Annotated in this window: 18 protein-coding genes and 1 pseudogene; 16 read left to right on the plus strand and 3 right to left on the minus strand. The window is 70.3% G+C overall.

What is annotated here, in order from left to right; translation table 11 throughout:
* Nucleotides 1-7: 7 nt before the first annotated feature.
* Both treS and ABGB18_RS23615 read right to left on the minus strand, forming a co-directional pair.
* Nucleotides 8-1,714 (minus strand): maltose alpha-D-glucosyltransferase, encoded by a 1,707-nt coding sequence (gene treS / locus ABGB18_RS23610; protein ID WP_347697743.1) that lies wholly within the window; start codon nt 1,712-1,714, stop codon nt 8-10.
* Nucleotides 1,715-1,974: 260 nt separating this feature from the next.
* A complete protein-coding gene (locus tag ABGB18_RS23615) occupies nt 1,975-3,615 on the minus strand; it encodes an asparagine synthase-related protein (RefSeq protein WP_347697744.1) in 1,641 nt (546 codons plus the stop codon).
* Between the two features lie 82 nt (nt 3,616-3,697).
* Between ABGB18_RS23615 and ABGB18_RS23620 the strand changes: the two genes are divergently transcribed.
* From ABGB18_RS23620 to ABGB18_RS23645, 6 genes are all read left to right on the plus strand, one after another.
* On the plus strand, nt 3,698-5,542 hold the full coding sequence (locus ABGB18_RS23620) for a hypothetical protein (RefSeq protein ID WP_347697745.1): 1,845 nt from the start codon (nt 3,698-3,700) through the stop codon (nt 5,540-5,542).
* Between the two features lie 18 nt (nt 5,543-5,560).
* Nucleotides 5,561-6,184, plus strand: coding sequence for an anticodon-binding protein (locus ABGB18_RS23625; RefSeq protein WP_347697746.1), 624 nt, complete (start codon nt 5,561-5,563; stop codon nt 6,182-6,184).
* Nucleotides 6,185-6,308: 124 nt separating this feature from the next.
* The gene (lysA, locus tag ABGB18_RS23630) at nt 6,309-7,691 is read left to right on the plus strand and encodes a diaminopimelate decarboxylase (RefSeq protein WP_347697747.1); all 1,383 of its coding nucleotides are present in this window, start codon (nt 6,309-6,311) and stop codon (nt 7,689-7,691) included.
* Complete coding sequence (locus tag ABGB18_RS23635) at nt 7,688-8,977, plus strand: homoserine dehydrogenase (protein ID WP_347697748.1); 1,290 nt, start codon at nt 7,688-7,690, stop codon at nt 8,975-8,977. Before lysA ends, ABGB18_RS23635 begins: the two co-directional genes overlap by 4 nt.
* Before the next feature lie 115 nt (nt 8,978-9,092).
* Nucleotides 9,093-9,482, plus strand: a complete 390-nt coding sequence (locus ABGB18_RS23640) for a hypothetical protein (protein WP_347697749.1) — start codon at nt 9,093-9,095, stop codon at nt 9,480-9,482.
* A 369-nt stretch (nt 9,483-9,851) separates the two neighbouring features.
* Nucleotides 9,852-10,931, plus strand: coding sequence for a glycosyltransferase family 2 protein (locus ABGB18_RS23645; RefSeq protein WP_347697750.1), 1,080 nt, complete (start codon nt 9,852-9,854; stop codon nt 10,929-10,931).
* Between the two features lie 56 nt (nt 10,932-10,987).
* Here ABGB18_RS23645 and ABGB18_RS23650 read toward each other — a convergent pair whose 3' ends face one another.
* Nucleotides 10,988-12,460, minus strand: coding sequence for a glycosyltransferase (locus tag ABGB18_RS23650; RefSeq protein ID WP_347697751.1), 1,473 nt, complete (start codon nt 12,458-12,460; stop codon nt 10,988-10,990).
* A gap of 168 nt (nt 12,461-12,628) precedes the next feature.
* Here ABGB18_RS23650 and thrC point away from each other — a divergent pair, with 168 nt between their 5' ends.
* The 10 genes and pseudogenes from thrC (at nt 12,629) to ABGB18_RS23700 (ending at nt 23,639) form a co-directional block, all read left to right on the plus strand.
* The gene (gene thrC, locus ABGB18_RS23655; RefSeq protein ID WP_347697752.1) at nt 12,629-13,687 is read left to right on the plus strand and encodes a threonine synthase; all 1,059 of its coding nucleotides are present in this window, start codon (nt 12,629-12,631) and stop codon (nt 13,685-13,687) included.
* Nucleotides 13,688-13,715: 28 nt separating this feature from the next.
* Nucleotides 13,716-14,621, plus strand: a complete 906-nt coding sequence (gene thrB, locus ABGB18_RS23660) for a homoserine kinase (RefSeq protein WP_347697753.1) — start codon at nt 13,716-13,718, stop codon at nt 14,619-14,621.
* Nucleotides 14,622-15,078: 457 nt separating this feature from the next.
* A complete protein-coding gene (rho, locus tag ABGB18_RS23665; RefSeq protein ID WP_347697754.1) occupies nt 15,079-17,076 on the plus strand; it encodes a transcription termination factor Rho in 1,998 nt (665 codons plus the stop codon).
* A 195-nt stretch (nt 17,077-17,271) separates the two neighbouring features.
* Nucleotides 17,272-17,670: pseudogene (locus tag ABGB18_RS23670) on the plus strand (LuxR C-terminal-related transcriptional regulator); the annotation flags it as partial.
* A gap of 146 nt (nt 17,671-17,816) precedes the next feature.
* On the plus strand, nt 17,817-18,035 hold the full coding sequence (rpmE, locus tag ABGB18_RS23675; protein WP_139627932.1) for a 50S ribosomal protein L31: 219 nt from the start codon (nt 17,817-17,819) through the stop codon (nt 18,033-18,035).
* A gap of 90 nt (nt 18,036-18,125) precedes the next feature.
* A complete protein-coding gene (prfA, locus tag ABGB18_RS23680; protein WP_347697755.1) occupies nt 18,126-19,178 on the plus strand; it encodes a peptide chain release factor 1 in 1,053 nt (350 codons plus the stop codon).
* Entirely contained in the window at nt 19,175-20,029 is an 855-nt protein-coding gene (prmC, locus tag ABGB18_RS23685; protein WP_347697756.1) for a peptide chain release factor N(5)-glutamine methyltransferase, read from the plus strand. The genes prfA and prmC overlap by 4 nt, the downstream gene beginning before the upstream one ends.
* A gap of 10 nt (nt 20,030-20,039) precedes the next feature.
* Nucleotides 20,040-20,687 (plus strand): L-threonylcarbamoyladenylate synthase, encoded by a 648-nt coding sequence (locus ABGB18_RS23690; protein WP_347697757.1) that lies wholly within the window; start codon nt 20,040-20,042, stop codon nt 20,685-20,687.
* Nucleotides 20,688-20,883: 196 nt separating this feature from the next.
* Nucleotides 20,884-23,268, plus strand: a complete 2,385-nt coding sequence (locus ABGB18_RS23695; RefSeq protein WP_347697758.1) for a hypothetical protein — start codon at nt 20,884-20,886, stop codon at nt 23,266-23,268.
* Nucleotides 23,268-23,639: a hypothetical protein gene (locus tag ABGB18_RS23700; RefSeq protein WP_347697759.1), complete on the plus strand. Its 372-nt coding sequence runs from the start codon at nt 23,268-23,270 to the stop codon at nt 23,637-23,639. Before ABGB18_RS23695 ends, ABGB18_RS23700 begins: the two co-directional genes overlap by 1 nt.
* The last annotated feature ends 38 nt before the right edge of the window (nt 23,640-23,677 follow it).

Below are 23,677 nucleotides of genomic sequence, written 5' to 3' on the forward strand. Positions count from 1 at the left end.
CGCGGCGTCATGACACGCTGAGCTCCAGGGGCCGCAGCACGAACCAGTAGAACCCGTGCCCCGGCAGCGTGAGCAGGTAGGGCAGCTCCCCGATGGGCGGGAAGGCGACCCCGCCCCGCGTCTCGATCGGCACCATGCCCTCGAACCTGCGCAGGTCCAGCTCCACCGGTTGCGGGAACTTCGACAGGTTGTTCACGCACAGCACCACGTCCCCGCCGTCCTCGCGGACGAAGGTGAGCACCGCGGGGTTGGAGGACCACATCTCGGTGTAGGCGCCGAGGCCGAACACCGGGTGGTTGCGGCGGATCTCCAGCATCCGGCGGGTGAAGTGGAGCAGCGACCCCTCGTGGCGCTGCTGGGCCTCCACGTTGACCGCCTGGTAGCCGTAGATGGGATCCATCACCACGGGCAGGTAGAGCCGCCCCGGGTCGGCCGCGGAGAAGCCGGCGTTGCGGTCGGGACTCCACTGCATCGGAGTGCGGACCGCGTCGCGGTCCTCCAGCCAGATGTTGTCGCCCATGCCGATCTCGTCGCCGTAGTAGATGATCGGCGAGCCCGGCAGGCTCAGCAGTAGTGCCGTGAAGAGCTCGATCCGGTCCCGGTCGTTGTCCAGCAGCGGGGCCAGCCGCCGCCGGATGCCCAGGTAGGCGCGCATGCGCGGGTCCTTGGCATATTCGTTGTGCATGTAGTCGCGCTCTTCCTCGGTCACCGTCTCGAGCGTGAGCTCGTCGTGGTTGCGCAGGAAGATGCCCCATTGCGCGTGCTCAGGCAGTTTGGGCGTGCGCGACATGATCTCGGAGATCGGCTCGCGGGTCTCCTTCTTGACCGCCATGTAGATGCGCGGCATCAGCGGGAAGTGGAAGGCCATGTGGCATTCGTCACCACCCGTGGTGGGGTCGCCGAAGTATTCGACGACGTCCTCCGGCCAGCCGTTGGCCTCGGCCAGCAGCACCCGGTCCGGGTAGAGGCGGTCGACCTCCGCGCGGATCTTCTTCAGGTAGGCGTGCGTCTCCGGCAACCCCGCGCACGCGGTGCCCTCGCGCTCGAACAGGTAGGGCACCGCGTCCAGGCGGAACCCGTCGATGCCGAGGTCCAGCCAGAACCTCAGCACCTCCAGCATGGCCTCCTGCACCGCCGGGTTGTCATAGTTCAGGTCCGGCTGGTGATGGAAGAAACGGTGCCAGTAGTACTGCTTGCGCACCGGGTCGTAGGTCCAGTTGGACTCCTCGGCGCCGACGAAGATGATCGGCGCGTCGGGATACTCGCCCGGGTTGTCGGACCATACGTAGAAGTCCCCGTACGGGCCCTCCGGGTCGTGCCGGGACGCCTGGAACCAGGGGTGCCGGTCACTGGTGTGATTCATCACAAGATCGGTGACGATGCGCAGGCCGCGCTCGTGCGCCTTCTCGATCAACTGGACAAAATCCCCCAGATCACCAAAATCCGGAAGGATCTTCATGTAGTCCGAAATGTCGTATCCACCGTCGCGCAACGGGGACTCGTACAGTGGCAGCAGCCACAGGCAGTCCACGCCCAGCCACTCGAGATAGCCCAGCTTCTCGATGAGACCGCGCAGGTCGCCGGTCCCGTCGCCGTTGGAGTCCTTGAACCCCCGGACGAGGATCTCGTAAAACACCGCCCGCTTGTACCAGGCTGGATCCTCCGAGACGAAAGCCTCGGAGACCGGCTCCGGTGTTGGGGATGCGTTGATCATATGTCGCTCACAGGAAGAGATGTGGGCAGGACGAAGTCACCGGAGTTACCCCGGCGTTTTTACCTGGTGACCGCGCCGCGTGGAGTCGTCATCCCTGCGAACCCCATGCCCTCGAACGAGATCGGATTTGTGATCCGGTGCCCGTTTGTGCGGCGCTTACGGGCCGAACACTACCAGCCCGGTGGCTTTCCGGAACCCGCTTCTGCTGTGGACGGTTAATACCCGTGAGATCCGTGCGTAATCGCCCTGTTACCCAGAGTTCACGAAAAAGGTGGAGTCAGGTCGGTCAGGTCGTTCTCGAAGTCGCTCAGCCATAGCCCGAACAGCACCAATCCGCGCACCCAGAAGCGATCGTTCCAGCCGCTGAACCGGGTCAGCGCGTCCGGCCCGCCCGCGACCACCTCGTGCAGCTCCTCCGACAGTAGTCCCGGCACCCGGGTGGCCACAGCTTCCAGCATGCGGTGCGAATATCGCCGGGCCGGAGCCGCCGTGGACCGCAGCGGGATCCGCTGGAGCGGCTGCTTGACCACGTTGGTGGAGGGCAGTGCCGCCACCCGCGGGTTGGCCGCGTGCAGCACCTCGCGGTAGAAGCGCCCCTTGTCCTTGCGGGCGACGCCGACCGACAGCGCGGCGTCGAAGAACTCCGGGTGGATGAACGGCGCGGCGAACGACGCCTCGGGTCCCACCAGGTTGACCGCCGATCGCGCGATGCCCCGCACCGTCCTGGTGTGCAGCACCGACAGCGGCAGCTCGGCCCGATGCCCGTGCAACATGGAGGTGGCGGCGGCGAACTGCTCGCGTACGGTCTCCTCCATCCACTGCGTGGCGGCCTTGGACAGGAACGGCTGCGACGGCGCCCCCAGCGACAGCGAGCCCAGCACGGCCGCCGACCGCTCGGCCTGCGTCCTGGCCTCCAGGGCGGCCCCGCTGACCATGAAGTTCTTCAGCAGCGGCCCACCCGCCAGCCCGTCGATCAGGACCCGGCCCGCGCCCTGCACCTCCTTGGCGAAGGGCGCGTACCAGGCGTGGTGCGGCGTCAGGTATTCGAGCCGGCGCGCCACCTCCATCGCGTCGTCCGGGTAGTCGGCGGCGTCCTGGAGGATCACCCGGTGCGGGATGCCCAGCTCCCTGGTGATCGACCTGGCGAACGCGATGTCGGTGTCGGTGCCATCGTCGGGGCTGGTCGTCCACGACTCGACGTCCGCGTCCTGGGCCTTGGCCACGCTCGCGAGCAGCCGCGAGTCATAGCCGCCGCTGACCGGCACGAGCAGCTTGCGCCCCGCGTAGTCCCGGTAGACCTCGTGCAGCAGCTCGACGATCTCGCCCGGGCTGATCCACGCCTCGTACGGCTCGCTGCGCAGCCATCGCGGCAGCCGGCGCTCGACGGCCACCTCGCCCGCCCCGTCCCGGCCGGGATCGAACACCAGCGCGCTCGACCCCGGCAGCCGCTTGACCTCTCGGTACGGGGTCGCCTCGCCCAGGGGGAACGTCACCTGGAGTATCGAGGCCCACGCCGACCAGTCGATCTCGACCGGCACCAGGCTGAGCAACGGCTGGATCAGGGACGAGAAGTAGACCGCCGAGCCGTGGCGCACGTAGTAGAGGTCCACCAGTCCCAGCGCCCCCGCGTGCAGCGTGACACGCGTGCCGTCGCCGATGAGCCCGGGCGTCTCGTAGGTCTCCGCGACCGTCATCCAGTCATCCGCCGCCGCGGCCCGGTGCTCGCCCCAGGCGAACGCGAACGAGCGCTCTCCACGGTGGTAGGGCGGCAGCGGCGTGGAGCTGAACAGCGACGCGTCGGCCGACTGCAGCGCGGGCCGCACCCGGGGGCCCGCGGCCATCAGTTTGCCCAGTATTGCGGTGTCGATCCGGCCCAGAGCGCCGCATATGTAGGGTCGCACGTTGAACTGCACCGGATCTCATCCCTTCGAGACGCTTCCCGCAAAAGAGTATCCTTTGCCGGGCTAAGGGAGCGGAGGTCCTTTGTCTACTGAGCTTGAGAGCACGCGGAGGGCGTTGCGGGAGGCCGTCGCCCAGGCCGGGCGCGCGGCCGAGCTGGCCAGGCTGCTGGACGCCGCCCAGGCCAAGCTGGCCGCCGCCGAGCGGAGCGTCGAGGAGGCCAAGGCACTGGGCGAGCAACTGGCCGAGACCGAGGACCGGCTGGCGGCCGAGCAGGTCACCGCCGACAAGCTGCGCAAGGAGCTGTCCGAGCAGCGCTTCCAGGCCGAGGTGGCCAACTGGAAGCTGTCCTCGATCAAGGTCGCCCGGTGGAGCCGCCTCGGCGACGCGATAAAGAGCGGGAAGAGCAACCCGATCCGGCTGGCCAAGGGCCTGCGGGGTGCCTCCAGACCGGTCAAGCGGCCCATCGCGCCCAAGCGCAAGCCCGTGAGCGCCACCAGGGCAAAGGAGGATCGCCCGGGGGTGGCGTACCAGGCCACCAGCACGACCAGGACCCTCGGGGGCGCCTCCTTCAAGCTCAAGCCGTTCCGGGTGCCGACCGGCCCCAACACCCGCCCGCACCTGACCGCCGCGGTGATCGCCGACCCGCACGCGGAGGCGCTGCTGCGCTACGAATGGCGGCAGACGACCGGCTTCACGCCGCGTGACTTCGCCAGGGTGCTCCCGCTGGAGGTGCCCCACCTACTCGTGGTCGAGTCGGTCACCCAGGGCCCGTGGGCCGAGGAGGTCACCGGCGAGCCGGGCGAAGGGCTCAAGGCGCTGCTGGCCTGGTGTGCCGAGCGCGGGATCCGTACCGTCTTCTGGCACACGCAGGGTGACGTGGCCGCGTACGGCCAGGCGGCCGAGCTGTTCGAGTTCCGGTTCACGGCCGATCTGTCGGTGACCTGGCCGCGGCTGCAGTTCGGGGTGCAGCCCCGGGTGCACAACCCGCTGCCGCTCGCGGGCGGGCGCATCGATCGGGTGCTCACGCTCGACCAGCTCCTGCCCGAGCACCTGGCCTACCCCGACGTGCTGACCTCCTACCGCTGGCCCGCCGCGGCCGACTGCCCGCCGGGCACACCGCAGTGGCGGCTGGCGGAGCTCGCCGCCTGCGGCACCTCGATCGGCACCGAGCCGGACGACCGGCGGGCGCACGTGGCGCTGCGCCGGGCGTACGGGATGGGCACGATGACCGAGCGCATCGACGAGTTGCTGGAGGCGATCGGCCTGCCCAGCGCCCGCGCCACCCTCAACACCTCGGTGCTGCTGCCGATCATGGACCCGTTCCTGATGGAGCACGCGCTGGCGCAGGTCGCCCGGCAGTCGGGGGTGGACCAGCTCATCGTCATCGGGCCGCCGGAGACCGAACTGCGCGCCCGTGACGTGCTGCCGGACGTGGAGATCGTCTACCGCCGCCCGCACCCGGCGATGACCGAGGGCGCCATGCTCGCCGCCGGCATCGACCTGTGCGAGGCCGACCTGGTGGCGATCATGGACCCGCGCGACGTCTACGGCGCCCACTACCTCTCCGACCTGCGGCGTGCCTTCCTCTTCAGCACGGCCGACATCGTCGGCAAGGCCGCCTTCTACGCCCACCTCCGCAAGCCCCAGGCGACGCTGCTCAAGCAGCCGGAAGCCGAGTACCGCTACCTGCCGGAGATCGCCGGCGCCACCCTCCTGGCCCGCCGCAACACCCTTCGCGAGCTGGGCTTCGCCGACCTCACCGAGGGGTGGGACGAGGTGCTCATGCGGCAGTGCCGTACGGACGGGATCAAGGTGTTCTCGGCGGACCGGTTCGGCTACGTCCGCGTCCGCGACGAGGACCGCTGGCTGCTGGGCGCCGCCCAACTGGTCGAGTTCGGTTCGGCGGAGCCGCACGCGCTCATCTAAGGTCGCTAAGGTCGGGCCATGACGCCTGAGAGGCTGGCCGAGGTGCTGGGTGAGCCGCCCCTCCCCGACGGGACATGGGAGCGCGAGGCGGCGTACGCCTCCGCCGCGGCCCTGCGGCGGCATGTTCCGGCCGGGCCGCTGGCGGAGCGGGTGCGCGAGGTGCCCGGCGTCGCCGGGGTGGAGGTCAGGGAGAACGGTTTCCTGCGGATCGTCGTGGCAGTGCCCGGCGAGGTGGTGGAGTGCGTCCGCCCGGTCGAGATCCCCGAGCCCGCCTGGCCGGACTTCCCGCGCACGTGGGACAACCCGGGCTTCGTGGTGCGGTTCGCGCACGCGCGGGCCTGCGCGGTGCGACGGTGGGCCGGTGAGCTGGGGGTTCCGGAGGAGGGGTTCCGGCCCGAGGAGCTCGACGACCCCCATGACCGGCGGGTGCTGCGGACGCTGGCCGAGCTGCCCGGGCGGGTGGTCAGCAGGGAGCCGGGGTGGGAGGCGTACCTCGTGCGGCTGGCGCTGGCCTATCACGACGCGCACGAGCACGCTCCCGCCGTGCCGGCCGGTGACGCGGTGCCCGCGCCGGTGCACACCGCCCGGGTACGGATGGCACAGGCGGTACGGACGGTGCTGATGGGGCCGGAGCGATTGTGATTCGTCACAAAATATTCGGTGAAACGGCGAAAAAACGTAAAAATATCCCTGCGAAGCCTTGATCGCGTCTCGATACGTGGTCACCGGGTCTGGGACGGGCGGCGGGTCCGATAGCCTCGATCGGGTGAGTCGATTCGCCCATCCAGCCGGGGACCGGCACGCTGAGATGCTGCCCCACGAGCGCCCCCCGCAGGCGCCCGCCGACCTCAACCGGATCAATCCCGCGATCTGGCCCCGAACGTCGGCCCGGACCGACGGCGCGCTCACGGTCGGCGGCGTGGACGTGCGTGACCTGGCCCGCGAGCACGGCACGCCCCTCTACGTCCTCGACGAGGACGACGTACGCTCCCGCATGCGCGACTACGCCACGGCCTTCGCCGACTCCGACGTCCACTACGCCGGCAAGGCGTTCCTGTGCAAGGAGATCGTGCGCTGGCTGCGTGAGGAGGGCCTCGGGCTCGACGTGGCCAGCGGCGGAGAGCTGGCGGTGGCGCTCAGCGTCGGGTTCCCGCCCGAGCGCATCACCCTGCACGGCAACAACAAGTCCGCCGCCGAGCTGACCAGGGCGCTGGAGGCCGGGGTCGGGCACATCGTGGTCGACTCCTACGACGAGATCGCCCGCCTGGGCCACCTCGCCGAGCGGCACGGCAAGCGGCCCAAGGTGATGATCAGGGTCACCACCGGGGTCGAGGCGCACACCCACGAGTTCATCGCGACGGCGCACGACGACCAGAAGTTCGGCCTGTCGCTCAACACGGGGGCCGCCGCCGAAGCCGTCCGCCGCATCCTCGCGCTGCCGCAGCTGGAGCTGGTCGGTCTGCACTCGCACATCGGCTCCCAGATCGTGGACACGGCGGGGTTCGAGGTGGCCGCGCGGCGGCTGGCCTCACTGCTCGTCGAGATCAAGGAGGAGCACGGCATCCCGCTGCCCGAGCTGGACCTGGGCGGCGGCTACGGCATCGCCTACGTCGAGGGGGACGAGGCGCCCGACATCAAGGAGCTGGCCGACGGGCTGCGCGAGATCGTCACCAAGGTGTGCGTGGACGCGGGGCTGGCCGTGCCGCGCCTGACCGTGGAGCCGGGGCGCACCATCGTGGGCCCGGGCGGCATCACGCTCTACGAGGTCGGGACGGTCAAGGACGTCGAAGGGCTGCGCTCCTACGTGAGCGTCGACGGCGGCATGAGCGACAACGTCCGCACGGCCCTCTACGGCGCCGAGTACACGGCGGTGCTGGCCAGCCGCGAGAGCCGGGCCGAGCCGATGCTCAGCCGCCTGGTCGGCAAGCACTGCGAGAGCGGCGACATCCTCGTACGCGACTGCCACCTGCCCGCCGACCTGGTCCCCGGTGACCTGATCGCGGTGGCGGCGACCGGCGCCTACTGCCGCTCGCTGGCCAGCAACTACAACTACCTGCCCAAGCCCGCCGTGGTGGCCGTCACCGGCGGCACCGCCCGCGTGATCGTGCAGGGTGAGACCGAGGACGACCTGTTGAGGGGGCAGCTGTGAAACCGCTGAAAGTGGCTCTCCTGGGCTGTGGTGTCGTCGGCTCGCAGGTCATCAGGCTCATGCAGGAGCAGGCCGCCGACCTGGCCGCCCGGGTGGGCGCCCCGCTGGAGCTCGCCGGGGTCGCGGTGCGGCGGCTGGGCCGCAAGCGCGAGGTCGAGGTGGACCCCGCGCTGCTCACCACCGACGCCGAGGCACTGGTCGCCCGCGACGACGTGGACATCGTGATCGAGGTCATCGGCGGCATCGAGCCCGCCCGCTCGCTGATCGTCTCGGCGCTGTCCGGGGGCAAGTCGGTCGTCACCGCGAACAAGGCGCTGCTGGCCGAGGACGGCGCCACCCTGCACGAGGCGGCCCGGGCGGGGTCGGGCGACCTCTACTTCGAGGCCAGCGTCGCCGGGGCCATCCCGCTGCTGCGGCCGCTGCGCGAGTCGCTGGCCGGCGACCACGTCACGCGGGTGCTCGGCATCGTCAACGGCACCACCAACTACATTCTCGACAAGATGGACTCCACGGGCGCCTCATTCACCGACGCCTTGGAGGAGGCCCAGACCCTCGGTTACGCCGAGGCCGACCCGACCGCCGATGTCGAGGGCTTCGACGCCGCCGCCAAGGCCGCGATCCTGGCCGGGCTCGCCTTCCACAGCCGCGTCACGGCCGCCGAGGTGCACCGCGAGGGCATCACCGACATCACCGCCACCGACGTGGCTTCGGCCAAGGCCATGGGCTACGTCATCAAGCTGCTGGCCATCTGCGCCCGCTCCGACGACGGCCGCTCGATCGGGGTACGGGTGCACCCGGCGATGATCCCGCGCTCCCATCCGCTGGCCGGGGTGCGGGAGGCATACAACGCGGTGTTCGTGGAGGCGGAGTCGGCGGGGCAGCTCATGTTCTACGGCAAGGGCGCCGGCGGCGCTCCCACGGCCTCCGCCGTGCTCGGCGACCTGGTGGCGGTCGCCCGCAACCGCCTGGGGGGCACCCACGGGCCGGAGGAGTCCACCTACGCCGAGCGGGTGGTGCACCCCATGGGGGAGACCGTCACGCGCTGCCACGTGGCCCTGGACGTGGCCGACAAGCCGGGTGTGCTGGCCCGGGTGGCCGAGCTGTTCGCCAAGCACGACGTGTCGATCCAGACCGTGCGCCAGGAGGGCCACGGCGATGACGCCCAGCTCGTCATCGTCACCCACCGCGCCACGGACGCCGCCCTTACGGCGACCATGGAGGAGTTGCGGGAACTGGACATCGTCCGCGCGGTGGCCAGCGTGATGCGCGTGGAGGGCGACGAGTAGCGCGCGCTTGACTTCGGAATTAGTTCCGAAGTGCGGTCGGTGCGTGGCAACGCCGACCGTTCCCTTTTCTGATCTCTCGAAGCACTCGAAAGAAGTCGCCGAGACGCTCAATCGCGTGCATCGGGTGCATATCAGGCGCCGTGACGGAGAAGACCTTTACCTCACGACCGCCCAGCATGATCGGGAAAGGGAAGAGACCGCCAACGTCGTGGCCCACCTGCTCGCCGCCCTCGTCGCCAGCGACGAGGGGATCCGCGCGGTCGAGCGGGCGCTGCCTGTCGTCTTCTCCTGGGTCCGGCATCTGTCGGCCGAGGAGAGGCGGGAGTTCGTGCAGGACGTCGTGGACGCCACCAGAGACGCCGTGGATCTGGACGTCCACGCCACCCTGCACCGGGCCATCGCCGAATGGCGCGCGACCGCCCGCATCCTGGCCGATCCCACCCTGACCGGGCAGCTCACCCGGCCGTTGCCGGACGAGGATCACGGTGAGGTGCTCGCCCCCTGAGTCCGAAGCGCGGCGATGACGTGGCGCCGCCTTCCATTGGCGGCGAATGGCGAATGAGATTCGCCGCGGTCGGCTGGCAACGGCGAATCTCGGTGGCTGTGATCTTCCGCAGTGGGAATATGAAGTGACCTCCGGCGGGCGCGTGCGGTATCTCGTTGACGTGGAGCGGCGGACGGTGCATTTCGTGTGTGCGTCCACCCGGCATCCCAAGGACGCGGAAACGCCTAGGCTCGGGTGCCGGCCTCCCCTGCGCGTGCGTCGGCTCGGCCGTTCAGGTCGGTCGGTCGAATGTGGGCGTAGGCGTCTTCGGGGGGTGGAACGGGCGTAAGGTAGGCGCCGATCGAGTCCCCATGGCTGAGGAGTATGCCCATGTCCGTCACCCCTTGCGGCTTTGTGCGTACGCCGGAGAAGGGGCTGGGGCGCCTGCACTGGGCGGACGGCGGGTGGGTGGTCGAGGGCGCGGCGCCCGAGGTGGCCGAGTTGCACGCGCTGCGCGGGCTGGAGGTCGAGTGGCCCGGTGAGCAGGTGCCGCTGGGCGGGCTGCTGCGGCTGGCGGCGGCCGGGATCCCGCTGACGGCCGAGCGGGCGGCTCCCTGGGTGCCCGCCGGCCTCGCCGCGCTGCTCACCGACCGCGACTGGCTCGGCCACGCCGCCGACGGCACCCCGCGCGCCCTCGCCGACCTGCGGCGCGAGGAGCACAGCGTACGCCTGCGCCGGCTGGCCCACCCCCCCGGCCGGCCGAAGGTCAGCATCGTCATGTCGACCAAGCGGCCGGGCATGGTCGGGACGGCGCTGGCCCAGATGGAGCGCCAGCGCGACGTCGAGGTGGAAGTGCTGCTGGGGCTGCACGGGGTGGCGTTCGAGCAGGTACGCGCGGCGGTCGAGGCCTGTTCGCTGCCCGTCGAGTGGGTCGAGGCGGAGGCGTCGGTGCCCTTTGGCGAGGTGCTCAACCGGGCGGCGGGCCTGGCGAGCGGCGACTACGTGGCGAAGTGGGACGACGACGACTGGTACGGTCCCCGCCACCTGGCCGACCTGTTCATGGCGCTGTCGTACGCGGGCGCGGACGTGGTGGGCACGACGGCCGAGTTCTTCTATCTGGAGCCGTTGCGGGCCATGATCAGGCGGACGACGTTCGCGAGCGGGGCGAAGTATCCGAGCGAGGTCTGGACCGACCACGTCGCCGGCGGCACGATCCTGACACCTTTGTCGAAATTTCAGGACATCGGGGGATTCCCTGGCCTGCCGCGGGCCGTTGACCTCGAATTCCTCAAGGCGGCGCAAAAAGCCGGGGCACGCATCTACCGGACCCACGGCCTGGGCTACGTCCTGCGCCGAGGGCTCAGCGACGAGCACACGTGGCAACTGCCGCTGGCCCACTTCCTCAAGGTGGCCGCCAACCAGTGGCGCGGCTTCCGCCCGAGCCTGCTGATGGAGGCCGCGGCGGCATAAGGGTGCCCCGGCGCGATCCTCCCGGCCGCGGTGAGACGCGGAGGGCGGTGGGTGGGTCAGTTCGGGCGGAGGGCCGACTTCAGGCGTCTCAGCAGGGTCTTCTCCGGTGGTTCCACGACCGCCTGCGGCGGGGCCGGGATGGTGACCGGCTCGGGCTTCGCGGCGGCGGGCCAGAAGCGGTCCGGCGGCTCGTGGCGTACGCCGTGGGTGGTGGCGATGACGGTGTCCGGGTCCGCGCCCGGGCCGGCGAGCAGGAGGGCGCGCCCGAGCGCCGAGGTGCGCTCCAGCCGGGCCGTACGCCCGTCGGGAAGGTCCACCACCAGCACGCCCGTGAGATCCTGCTGCACCGACTCGATCATGCGCTCCAGCGTCACCCGGTGCAGTGCCACGTCCACCGGGCCACGGTAGCGGAACGGGGTCGGCGCGGGCGTCGGGGCGGCCTCGTCGATCAGCCGGACGCGTTCGTCATGCGCGAACAGTTCGCGCATGAGCCGCAACTCCATGCACGCGTCCCCGATCGCGAAGCGGCGCGAGGAGTCCAGCAGCGACCACGGCGCCACCAGCGTCACCACGACGTCCTGCAGCTTGCCGTCCAGCGCCGCCGACACCGCCTCCCGCACCACGGCCATCGAGGTGTCCCGGACGTCGAACACGATCTCCACGTACGGCACCAGCCACCGTCGTCCCCGCTCCTTGCGCAGGTCCCTGCGCAGCGGGATCCGGTGCGCCAGGTACGGCTCGACCGCCCGCACGGCCCGCTCCTTGTCGCGGCGCTGCGCCGGCAACCCGAGGTGTACGGCCTCGGCGTCCAGATCGGGCACGAACACCACGCCGTGCATCGCCAGCCGGTAGGAGAACTCGGTGTCCTCGCCCCGCACGACGTTCGGATCCAGCCCGCCCACGGCGTGGAACACCTCCCTGGGCAGGGCGAACGTCGGCCCGGTGCACACGTGGTAGGGGTTTCGGCTCTTGCGCAGCCCCTCGGTCTTGGCGATCGTCGCCTCGGTGGAGCTCGCCACCGCCCCGGCCAGGTCGAACACCTCTCCCAGGTGCTCGGCCCTGAACACCTCCCGCGGAGTGACGGGCGGCGCCTCGACGAACTTCTTCATCCCGATCGTCACCAGGTAGTCCGTCACGTGGTGCCAGCGGGCCAGGGCCTCGATGTGCTCGCGGCAGGCCACCATGTCGGCGTCCAGCCGCTGGATGATCTCGCCGTCGGCGGCGTTGGCGCCGGTGTTGACCGCGTTGGAGATGCCCCAGCCGTCACGCACCCGAACGACGCGGGTGCCGGCCGGTCTCAGCTCGGGCAGCCGGATCGGCGGATCGCTGCCGTCGTCGACGACCAGGACCTCCATGAGATGGGCCGGGTACGTCTGCGCCGCCAGCGCGGCCAGCGTAAGATCCAGCCGTTCCTGCCCGCCGTGAGCGGGTATGACCACGCTCACGGAGAGGGCGGGTGTCCAGGTGCCGAGCGGCGGTGCCGCTACTGGTGAATAGTCGTTCTGCCTCAGAGCAGGACGCGCGTTCATGGTGGTGACCCCCTGCCGAGACCTTATCGGGAGATGCTGAGAATTTCCTGAATAGTGCCCCTGTCCAACGAGGGTTTTACGTGGCCCGTCCGTCCTGTGGACGCGGCTCAACGACGGGTCGCCCCACCCCGTACACTCTGTGCCCAACACCGCAGGTAGGGAGTCATCATGAGCAGGTCGTGGCGTGGCCTCATAGAGGAATATCGCGAGCGTCTTCCTGTCACGACGAAGACGCCTGTCATCACGCTGCTCGAAGGCGGCACACCGCTGGTGCCCGCGCACCGGGTGTCCGCCCTCACGGGGTGTGATGTCTACCTGAAGGTCGAGGGGGCCAACCCGACGGGCAGCTTCAAGGACCGCGGGATGACCATGGCCATCAGCAAGGCGGTCGAGGAGGGGGCCAAGGCGGTCATCTGCGCCTCCACCGGCAACACCTCGGCCTCGGCGGCGGCCTACGCCGTTCGCGCGGGGCTTACCTGCGCCGTGCTGGTGCCCAAGGGGAAGATCGCCATGGGCAAGCTGGCCCAGGCGCTCGTTCACGGGGCCACGCTGCTGCAGGTCGAGGGGTCGTTCGACGACTGCCTGGAGATGACCAGGAAGTTGTCCTCCAGCTATCCGATCGCGTTGGTCAACTCGGTCAACCCCTACCGGCTGCAGGGGCAGAAGACGGCGGCGTTCGAGATCGTCGACACGCTCGGCGACGCGCCCGACATCCACTGCATCCCGGTGGGCAACGCGGGCAACATCTCGGCCTACTGGATGGGCTATCGCGAGTATTTCGACGACGGCGTGTCGTCGAAGCGGCCGCGCATGTTCGGGTTCCAGGCCAGCGGCGCGGCGCCGATCGTGGAGGGGGCGCCCGTGGCCCACCCGCACACGATCGCCACCGCGATCCGCATCGGCAACCCGGCCTCCTGGTCGCTGGCCACCTCGGCCCGCGACGAGTCGGGCGGGGCCATCCAGTCGGTGACCGACCGGCAGATCGCGGCGGCGTACAAGCTGCTGGCGCAGGAAGAGGGCGTGTTCGTGGAGCTCGCGTCGGCGGCCAGCGTGGCCGGGCTCCTGCAGGCCCACGCGCAGGGCATGGTCGATCCGGGGCAGCGCATCGTCTGCACGGTCACGGGCAACGGGCTCAAGGATCCCGACTGGGCCATCTCGGGGGCGCCCGCGCCGGTCGTCATTCCCATCGACGTTCACGCCGCCGCGGCGGCGCTCAATCTCGCATGACGTGGGCACGGGGAGGAAACGTGAGTGGATGAGGACCGTTGAGATTCGCGTGCCGGCCACCTCGGCGAACCTCGGGCCGGGGTTCGACACGCTGGGGCTGGCGCTGGGTCTGTACGACGAGGTCGAGGCCACGCTGACCGGTGACCGGGGTGTGCACGTCACCGTGGAGGGCGAGGGCGCGGGGGAGGTAGATCTCGGCGAGGGGCACCTGGTCGTCAGGGCCATGCGGGCGACGTTCGACAGGATGGGGTTCCCTCAGCCGGAGGGCATCCGCCTGCGCTGCCGCAACCGGATCCCGCACGCCCGCGGCCTGGGATCGTCCTCGGCGGCGGTCTGCGCGGGCATCCTGGCCGCCCGCGCGCTGGCCGGCGGGGATTTCTCCGACGATGCGGTTTTCGAGCTGGCCACCGAGCTGGAGGGCCATCCGGACAACGTGGCCCCGTGCCTGGCCGGCGGGCTGACCGTGGCCTGGTTCGACCAGGCCGGAGCACCGCATATGGTGAAATTTGTTCCCGATGCGCGCGTCCGCCCGGTCGTCTTCGTTCCCGCGACGCGGCTGGCCACGGAGACCGCACGGGGACTGCTGCCGAAGGATGTGCCCCACAAGGACGCCTCCTTCAACGCCGGCCGGGCCGCGTTGCTGATCGCCGCGCTGACCCAGCGGCCGGAACCAGGGCTTTTGCTCGCCGGTACAGAAGATCGACTCCATCAGCAGTACCGCGCGCCTGCCATGCGAGAGAGCGCGGATCTGGTAGAACGTCTGCGTGCGGTGGGCGTGCCCGCCGTGGTTTCGGGAGCGGGTCCCACGGTGCTTGCGTTTTCGACATCGGATTCGCAGGATTTGATCGCGCCAGAAGTGGGTAATGACTGGCACATCCAGCAAATGGACGTCGACCCGGTTGGTGCGAACGTTCAGTTCCCCGAGACACGCTGATGCCTCTTTAGACCTTCAGGGAATAGCCGTGTGCGCTGGTGATGTTAGGCTGATAGCCGCACCAGATGCCCCCTTGGTGGGTGCGTGCTTGTCAGCCATACATCGCTGCATCATGCTTCACGTCGCGAGGCGTGCGCAGCGCGGCTGTCTCCCCGGAATCCGTCGCCTCCGGTTGGCCCACACCCGGTTGGCTCGACGCGAGGTGGCGACGACGGGGACCTGCGCGTTCGAAGCATCTCGACATCTGGTTGGCGACAGCAATCCGGGGGGTGTCAGCCACGCGCCAAGGCCCATGGGCGGCGTGGACCAGCCCCTCCCCAAGAGTGGCGGCCGTCCCCAGCGACAGCCGAAGATCGCAAAGTGCACCCCGACCCGGTCTGTCCCGCCGGATCGCAAGCACCTCCGGGACGTCCGGCAGAACAAAACCGGCGCCCGACCCCTGGGAAGGACCTTTTAGTTGAGCGACACCACCGAACTCCTCTCCGACGCATCAGGCGCTGAGCCGGCGTCCGGCGACACCCCCACCCGCGCTCCGGCCAAGCCGCGTGCGCGTCGCTCCGGCACCGGACTGTCCGCCAAGGTGCTGCCCGAGCTGCAGAAGATGGCAGCGGAGCTGGGCATCAGCGGGACCGGGCGCATGCGGAAGAGCCAGCTCATCGCGGCCATCCAGGAGAAGCAGGGTGGCGCTTCCGGCGATGGCGCACCGGCCGCCGCGCCCGCGGCAGAGGCTCCAGCCGCGACGGACGCGGCGCCGGCGGCCGAGCGGCCGACCCGGACGCGCAGGGAACGTTCCCGCACCAAGACAGCCGAGGAGCCTGCCCCGCCACCGGCGGCGCAGCCGGCCGAGCCCGTGGCCGCGGCCCCCGTACCGGTGGCCGCCGCGGCTTCCGCGGACCCGATCGTGGAGCAGCCCGCGCAGCCCGTTCAGTCCGCGCAACCCGTGGAGACCGGGCAGGGCGACACGAGGGCCGAGCGCGGCGAGAGCCGTCGCGAGCGCCGCAGCCGCGGCGAGCGTCGTGAGCGTGGCGACCGCAGCAGTGACCGCAGCAGTGACCGCGGTGGCGACCGCAGCGGTGACCGCTCGGGCGGCGACCGCGGTGAGGGCGGCCGTGCCGACGGCGGGCGCGGCGAGCAGCGCGAGCGCGCCGCCGACGCGGGTGGCCGCGACCAGCGCGACCAGCGCGGTGACCAGCGCGGTGACCAGCGGGGCGACGACGACGACCGCGGCGGGCGCAGCCGCAGGGGCCGCTTCAGGGAGCGCAACCGTGGCCGTGGCCGCGACCGCTTCGAGGGCGGCGAGCCGGTCATCGGCGACGACGACGTCCTCATCCCGATCGCCGGCATCCTCGACATCCTGGACAACTACGCGTTCGTCAGGACCAGCGGCTACCTGCCCGGCAGCAACGACGTCTACGTCTCGCTGGCCCAGATCCGCCGCAACGGCCTGCGCAAGGGCGACGTCATCACCGGCGCCGTCCGGCAGCCCCGCGAGGGCGAGCGGCGCGAGAAGTTCAACGCCCTGGTCCGCCTCGACACCGTCAACGGCATGGACCCGGAGCAGGCCCGCAACAGGCCGGACTTCAACAAGCTGACGCCGCTCTACCCGCAGGAGCGCCTGCGGCTCGAGACCGAGCCCAACATCCTCACCACGCGGATCATCGACCTGGTCTCGCCGATCGGCAAGGGCCAGCGTGGTCTGATCGTCTCGCCGCCCAAGGCCGGTAAGACGATGGTGCTGCAGGCCATCGCCAACGCGATCACCCGCAACAACCCCGAGTGCCACCTGATGGTCGTGCTCGTGGACGAGCGGCCTGAAGAGGTCACCGACATGCAGCGGTCGGTCAAGGGCGAGGTCATCCACTCGACCTTCGACCGTCCCGCCGAGGACCACACCACCGTCGCCGAGCTCGCCATCGAGCGGGCCAAGCGCCTGGTGGAGCTGGGCCACGACGTGGTCGTCCTGCTCGACTCGATCACCCGCCTCGGCCGCGCCTACAACCTGGCGGCCCCGGCGTCCGGGCGCATCCTGTCGGGTGGTGTCGACTCCACGGCGCTCTACCCGCCCAAGCGCTTCTTCGGCGCCGCCCGCAACATCGAGAACGGCGGCTCGCTGACGATCCTCGCCACGGCCCTGGTCGAGACCGGGTCGAAGATGGACGAGGTCATCTTCGAGGAGTTCAAGGGCACCGGCAACATGGAGCTGAAGCTCAACCGCTCCCTGGCCGACAAGCGCATCTTCCCGGCGGTGGACGTGGACGCGTCCGGCACGCGTAAGGAAGAGATCCTCATGGCCAAGGAGGAGCTGCAGATCGTCTGGAAGCTGCGGCGGGTGCTGCACGCGCTGGACATGCAGCAGGCTCTTGAGCTGCTCCTGGAGAAGATGAAGGAGACCAAGTCCAACGCGGAGTTCCTCCTGCAGGTCCAGAAGACCACGGTGAGCAACGACCGCGACTAGCGGATCCCTGGGAAGGGGCGGTCGGGGTTTCCCCGGTCGTCCCTTTTCCTGTCGTCCGGAGTTCGCCAAATGTTCGGGCGTGGTCTGCGGTGACGGCGGGGCGCGGATGTGTGCGAGGGGTCCGTGTTGCGTGTGGGGTTTGGGTGAATGTTCGCGGGTGGCGTTAGCGGGTGGCGTTAGTACGCGCGCAGCGGAGTCCTGGGTGCGGAGTACGTGGAGGAGCGCTACGCCGGCGACCTCATCGGCCGGGCCGTCGGCTACCTGCTGAAGGAGCGGGTGGCCGACGTGGCCGAGTTTCTTGGGACGGTGCGGCAGGTGGCGGCGGGCGGGACGGTCATCGACCCGGAGGTGGTCGTGCAACTGCTCAGCCGCCAGCGCAGGGGCGCCCCGCTCGACTCGCTGTCGCCGCGGGAGCGGGAGGTGCTGGCCCTGATGGCCGAGGGTCGTTCAAACACCGCGATCGCCTCCGGGCTGGTCGTCACGGAAGGCGCGGTGGAGAAGCATATTTCCGGCATCTTCGCCAAGCTGGCGCTCGGGCCCGCGCCGGAGGACCACCGGAGGGTGCTCGCCGTGCTCACGTACCTGGGCCGCTGAGGCAGGTGTGGCCTGAGTGAAGATCGTGGGAATGCCGGATGGCCTGGGATGGTTGCACGATCTGGCACACTGGTAGCTGACCATTTCGCGGTTCCGGTTCACGCCTGTCACGGCGACCCGGCGGCCGCGGCCCCGAAAGGACAGCGATGAAGCGCGACATTCACCCTGATTATCACGTGACGCAGGTGACCTGCTCCTGCGGCAACACGTTCACCACCCGCAGCACCGCGAAAAACGGCGTGATCCACGCTGACGTGTGCTCCGCCTGCCACCCGTTCTACACGGGCAAGCAGAAGATCCTCGACACCGGCGGCCGGGTGGCGCGCTTCGAGAAGCGCTTCGGCAAGAAGGCCACGGGCAAGTAGCTTCACTCACGCCGGTCCGGACGCATCTCGGTGCGCCTGGGCCGGCGTTGTTGGTGAGACAAGGGCCACATTCCAGACGAAGGACGCACGGTGAATCTCGACGAGTTGCTCAAGGAGTATTCCGAGCTGGAGTTGCAGCTCGCCGACCCCGCCGTGCACGCCGACCAGAACAGGGCCCGCACCCTGGGCCGGCGCTACTCCCAGCTCACGCCGATCGTCGGCACCTATCGCGAGCTGGAGTCGGCCCGCGCGGACCTGACCGCGGCCAAGGAGCTGGCGGGCGAGGACGAGGCGTTCGCGGCCGAGGCCGCCGAGATCGAGGAGCGCATCCCCCAGTTGGAGGAGAGGCTCCGGCACCTGCTCATCCCGCGCGATCCCAATGATGACAAGGACATCATCATGGAGATCAAGGCGGGCGAGGGCGGTGAGGAGTCGGCGCTGTTCGCGGGCGACCTGCTGCGAATGTATCTCCGCTACGCCGAGCGGCTCGGCTGGAAGACCGAGGTCATCGACAGCCAGCCCTCCGACCTCGGCGGCTACAAGGACGTCACGGTCGGCATCAGGGCCAAGGGCGATGAGGGCGTGTGGTCCAGGCTCAAATACGAGGGCGGGGTGCACCGGGTGCAGCGGGTGCCCGTCACCGAGTCGCAGGGCCGCATCCACACGAGCGCCGCGGGTGTGCTCGTCTACCCGGAGGCGGAGGAGGTCGACGTCCAGATCGACCCCAACGACCTGCGCGTCGACGTCTACCGCTCCAGCGGCCCCGGCGGCCAGAGCGTCAACACCACCGACTCGGCGGTCCGCATCACCCACCTGCCCACGGGCGTGGTCGTCTCGTGCCAGAACGAGAAGAGCCAGCTCCAGAACAAGGAGTCGGCCCTGCGCATCCTGCGGGCCCGGCTGCTGGCCGTGGCCCAGGAGGAGGCCGAGGCCGCCGCCCAGGCCGAGCGCAAGTCACAGGTCCGCACGGTCGACCGGTCCGAGCGCGTACGCACGTACAACTTCCCGGAAAATCGCATCTCCGACCATCGGGTGGGCTTCAAGGCGTATAACCTCGACCAGGTTCTCGACGGTGAGCTCAACGCCGTCACCCAGGCCCTCATCGATGCCGAGATGGCGGAGAAGCTCGCACAACACTCATGACATTTCTGCTGGACGAGATCGCCCTCGCCACCGCCCGGCTGGCCGAGGCAGGTGTTCCCTCCCCGCGCACCGACGCGGAGGAGATCGCGGCGTTCGTCCACGGCGTGCGCAGGAGCGAGCTGCACACGGTCAAGGACGCCGATTTCGACGCGCTGTTCTGGGAGGGCGTCGCCAGGCGGGAGGCCCGCGAGCCGCTGCAGCACATCACCGGGCACGCCTACTTCCGTTACCTGGAGCTCGCGGTCGGGCCCGGCGTGTTCGTGCCGCGGCCGGAGACCGAGGTCGTGGCGGGCTGGGCCATCGAGACGCTGCGCGCCATGGACGTGACCGCGCCGCTCGTGGTGGACCTGGGCACCGGGTCGGGGGCGATCGCGCTGTCCATCGCCCAGGAGGTGGCGCTGGCCGAGGTGCACGCCGTGGAGGTCGATCCCGCCGCGTACACGTGGGCCAAGCGCAACATCTCCGAGCACGGCCAGGGCCGCACCCACCTGCACCCCGAGGACCTCGCGGAGGCACTCCCCGAGCTCAACGGCAAGGTGGACCTGGTCATCTCCAACCCGCCCTACATCCCGCCCGGCGCGATCCCGCGTGACCCCGAGGTGCGCGACTACGACCCCTCCAGGGCTCTTTACGGCTCGGGCGAGGACGGGCTTGGGGAGGTGCGCGCGGTCGAGCGTACGGCGCGGCGCCTGCTGCGCCCCGGCGGCTGGGTCGTCGTCGAGCACGCCGACGAGCAGGGCAGGGCGGTCTACCTGACCTTCCCCGAGGACAACGGCTGGCGGGACGTACGGCTTCGCCAGGACCTCACCAGAAGAGACCGCTTCGTCACGGCCCGGCTGGGCCAGGACTAGGATGCACGCCGTGGGAAGACGCTATGACTGCTCCGACCTCGATCAGCGGAGCGAGGGACTGAAAGAGGCCGCCGCCGCCGTGCGTCGCGGCGAGCTGGTGGTGCTGCCGACCGACACGGTCTACGGCATCGGTGCCGACGCGTTCACGCCGGCGGCCGTGACCGCGCTGCTCGATGCCAAGGGGCGGGGCCGGGAGATGCCGCCGCCCGTGCTCGTGGGCACCGTCAGAGCCGCCACAGCGCTCGTGGAGGACCTGGGACCGTACGGGCAGGACCTGATAGACGCCTTCTGGCCCGGGGCGCTCACGCTCGTCTGCAAGGCCAACAGGGCCCTAACCTGGGACCTGGGGGAGACCAAGGGCACGGTGGCCATCCGCATGCCGCTGCATCCGGTCGCGCTCGACCTGCTCAAGGAGACCGGTCCCATGGCCGTCTCCAGCGCCAACCGCTCGGGCGCGTCGCCCGCCAGCACGGCGGAGGGGGCCGAGGAGCAGCTCGGCGACTCGGTCGCGGTCTATCTCGACGGCGGCACGACCACCGACAGCACGCCCTCCACCATCCTCGACCTCACCACGGCCGTGCCCAGGATGTTGCGGCGCGGGGCGATCCCGGTGGAGAAGCTGCGCGGCATCATCGGCTACGTCGCCACCGACGACTGACCGATACCGTCTGCTTATCCCGGCTGCGGCTGTGCCGCGGCCAAGATTACGGTGAGGCCCGGAGCGGTGATACGTCCGGGAGTGGCCGATGGGCAAGTTCGACGGCATGGACCCCAAGCTGGTTCGTGACCTGCTGACCGAGGTCAAGCACGCGGCCACGCAGATGCGCGGGGTCGAAGACCGGGTCAGGGCCGCGATGAGCCGGGCCGGCCTCGCCACCCAGACCACCCAACGTCCCGTCCAGGTCGCCGAGGCGGTCGACGCGATGGTCAAGGACGTCAACGTCCGGCTCGGGGTGCTGGAGAAACGGGTTGATCAGCCCCGCGGGAACGTTCCGGGCGAGGGGGCGGAGTCGGCCGACGAGGGCAACGTTCGCGGGGGGCGGCAGGACAACCCTCCGGGCGCCGATGACGCGCCTGGCGAGGGTGATGACGCCGGCCGGAGGGGCGAGGTGCCGAAAGCCGGCGAGGAGCCGAAAGCCGCTGAGGAAGGGGCCGTCGGCAAGGGCGGGACCAGGGACGACGGCGGGAACTCCGGGAAAGACGGAAACCAGGCCAGAGCCGGCGATGACGCCAGACCGGGGGATCGTCCGAAGGGCGAGGAAGATCCGAAGACTGGGGATCGTCCGAAGGGCGAGGAAGATCCGAAGACCGGGGATCGTCCGAAGGGCGAGGAAGATCCGAAGACCGGGGATCGCCCGAAAGTCGAGGATGATCCCAAAACCGGGGATGAGGCGAAGGCCGGCGACGGCGAGGCCAGGGCGGACTCCGGCGGGAAATCGTGCGACGGCGCGGAGGGCGCGGGGACCGGCCAGGACACGAGGGCCGGAAGTGACGTTGGGGCCGGGACGGGGGACATCGGGACCGGCCAGGGCACCGGAACAGGGCAGGGCACCGGAACAGGGCAGGGCACCGGAACAGGGCAGGGCACCGGAACAGGGCAGGGCACCGGAACAGGGCAGGGCACCGGAACAGGGCAGGGCACCGGAACAGGGCAGGGCACCGGGGCGGGGCAAGGCGCCGGAACAGGGGAGGGCACCGGGGCGGGTCAGGACACCGGAGGCGATGGTGCGACCGGCGACCGACCTGCGGACCAGTCCAAGGACGACGACGTGGGCGGCAGGGGGGACAGCGGGGTCGAAGCCGACGGGGCTGCGACCGGCACCCCGGCCAAGGACCAGCAGGACGCGACGAAGCCGCAGATCGTGGTGGTCGATGGCGTGAAGGTGCTCCAGGTGCCCATAGATCCGCCGACGGCCGAGCAACTGGAAGCCCTACTGGAGCGGCCCAACGACGTGCAACCCGCGGAAATGCCGAAGGTGCCCGCAGACTCCACCAATGCCGCGAACGGCAACACCTGGGCCAACGACGGAAACGACGTGGTCTCCGCCAAGACGGCCCCGCCCAGTCCGGACGCGCTGAAGACGGTGATCGAGAACTACCGGGACATCCCGCCGGTGGACATGCCCCGGGTCGAGGTCCCCGCGGGCGAGTACGGGATGGGCGACTGGGCCGAACGCGACATCCGCCCGGACGGTCCCGCAAGCTCGATCGACCCAGGCCGGCCAGGTGCGGGCAGCGGCGACGGGGTGACACTCCCACCACCGGGAACAGCCGGCGGCTCCACGGCAGAAACGTCAGGCATCCCCGCCACACCCGCATACGACAGGCCGGCCGACGGCTCACCCGCCGACGGCGGCTCGCTCGGTGACGGCTCGCCTGTCCGCGGTGGGTCGGCGGGTGACGGCGGCGGGGATGCGGTGGGGCGGTCAGCCGGCGATGCGGCCTCCACCGGACGGGTCGACGACGCATGCCCCTCGGACACGGATCGGTCGCCTGGCGGCACGGGCACCACTCCGGACCGGTCGGCAGGAGATCAGCCAGGTCAGGGGACCGGCGATGGACAGGGCTCTGGTGGTCGTGAGGCCGGTGACCAGGGCTCCGGTGGCCGGGGCGCTGATGGTCGGGAGGCCGGTGATGAAGGCTCCGGTGGCCGGGGTGCGGGTCGGGAAGCCGGCGACCAGGGCTCGGAGGGCTCGGGCACGGGTAATCGCGAGGCCGGAGATCAGGGCACAGGTGAGCGGAGGGCCGGAGATCAGGGCACTGGTGAGCGGGGGACAGGCGGGCAAGGAGAGCCCGTGAGGATCCCGCCGACGCCGCCCGCCACCGATCAGCCAGGCAGCGCTGCGACGGGATCGTCTACCGGCGCGACGGCCGCATCGTCCACCAGTGCCGCGTCGTCCGCCGGCGCTGTGGTCGGATCGACCGGTGGCGTCGCAGGGACTGGTGGGGCTCTGGGCGACGTGGCTGGGGCGGTGGGGGGCCGCGAGGCTGTGGTGGGGGGTGGTGCCGGGGCTTGGGTTGGTGAGGGGGAGGGCGTGGTTTCCGTGAATGTGGCGCCGATCGATCCTGAGGTGCTCAGGGTGCTGCTGGACGACGTGCGTGATGTGCAGCCGACGGAATTGCCGTCTCCGGAGGTTCCGTCCGGTGAGTACGGCAGGGGGCAGTGGGTGGACAGGGAGGTCGGGCCGGCTGGGGGGTCGGGGGCGGTGGAGCCTGGTGGGCCGGAGAGGAGCGCGTGATGTACGTTGATCCGCCCGCGCCGAGGCCCAGGGGGCGCGACGAGGTTCCGCCGGTCGCCACGGGGCCGTTGGACGACCCGCAGCGGGCCTGGGAGTTCAACCCGGACTACCAGCGCCTGATCGTCGCCTGGAACACCGTCATACCGCAGCTCGAAACCCTCACAAGCGCCCTCGACAAGGCGTACGACCTGGCCAGGAGCCCGCAGACGTGGGACGCCCCGGTGGGGAAGCGCTATGTCGAGGACATCCGCGAATGGCGCACCAGACTGGCCGTCTACCGCCACTCCGTGCTGACCGCGATCAGCGACGAGGCGGCCGACACGCCGCGCTGGATTCCGACGGCGGCCAACGCCCCACATGCCTTCCAATGAGGTGAAATTTCGGCTCAGAACGCTGGCATATGGGAGAA

Source organism: Nonomuraea sp. B12E4 (assembly GCF_039871825.1).
In the GTDB taxonomy this organism is placed as follows: domain Bacteria; phylum Actinomycetota; class Actinomycetes; order Streptosporangiales; family Streptosporangiaceae; genus Nonomuraea.

What these genes read in the sequence shown, in the direction of transcription:
- thrC (WP_347697752.1), top strand. Translation starts at nt 12,629, where the DNA reads ATGAGCAGGTCGTGGCGTGGCCTCATAGAGGAATATCGCGAGCGTCTT.
- treS (WP_347697743.1), bottom strand. Translation starts at nt 1,714, where the DNA reads ATGATCAACGCATCCCCAACACCGGAGCCGGTCTCCGAGGCTTTCGTC.
- ABGB18_RS23650 (WP_347697751.1), bottom strand. Translation starts at nt 12,460, where the DNA reads ATGAACGCGCGTCCTGCTCTGAGGCAGAACGACTATTCACCAGTAGCG.
- ABGB18_RS23700 (WP_347697759.1), top strand. Translation starts at nt 23,268, where the DNA reads ATGTACGTTGATCCGCCCGCGCCGAGGCCCAGGGGGCGCGACGAGGTT.
- thrB (WP_347697753.1), top strand. Translation starts at nt 13,716, where the DNA reads ATGAGGACCGTTGAGATTCGCGTGCCGGCCACCTCGGCGAACCTCGGG.
- prmC (WP_347697756.1), top strand. Translation starts at nt 19,175, where the DNA reads ATGACATTTCTGCTGGACGAGATCGCCCTCGCCACCGCCCGGCTGGCC.
- ABGB18_RS23645 (WP_347697750.1), top strand. Translation starts at nt 9,852, where the DNA reads ATGTCCGTCACCCCTTGCGGCTTTGTGCGTACGCCGGAGAAGGGGCTG.
- rpmE (WP_139627932.1), top strand. Translation starts at nt 17,817, where the DNA reads ATGAAGCGCGACATTCACCCTGATTATCACGTGACGCAGGTGACCTGC.
- ABGB18_RS23625 (WP_347697746.1), top strand. Translation starts at nt 5,561, where the DNA reads ATGACGCCTGAGAGGCTGGCCGAGGTGCTGGGTGAGCCGCCCCTCCCC.
- ABGB18_RS23695 (WP_347697758.1), top strand. Translation starts at nt 20,884, where the DNA reads ATGAGCCGGGCCGGCCTCGCCACCCAGACCACCCAACGTCCCGTCCAG.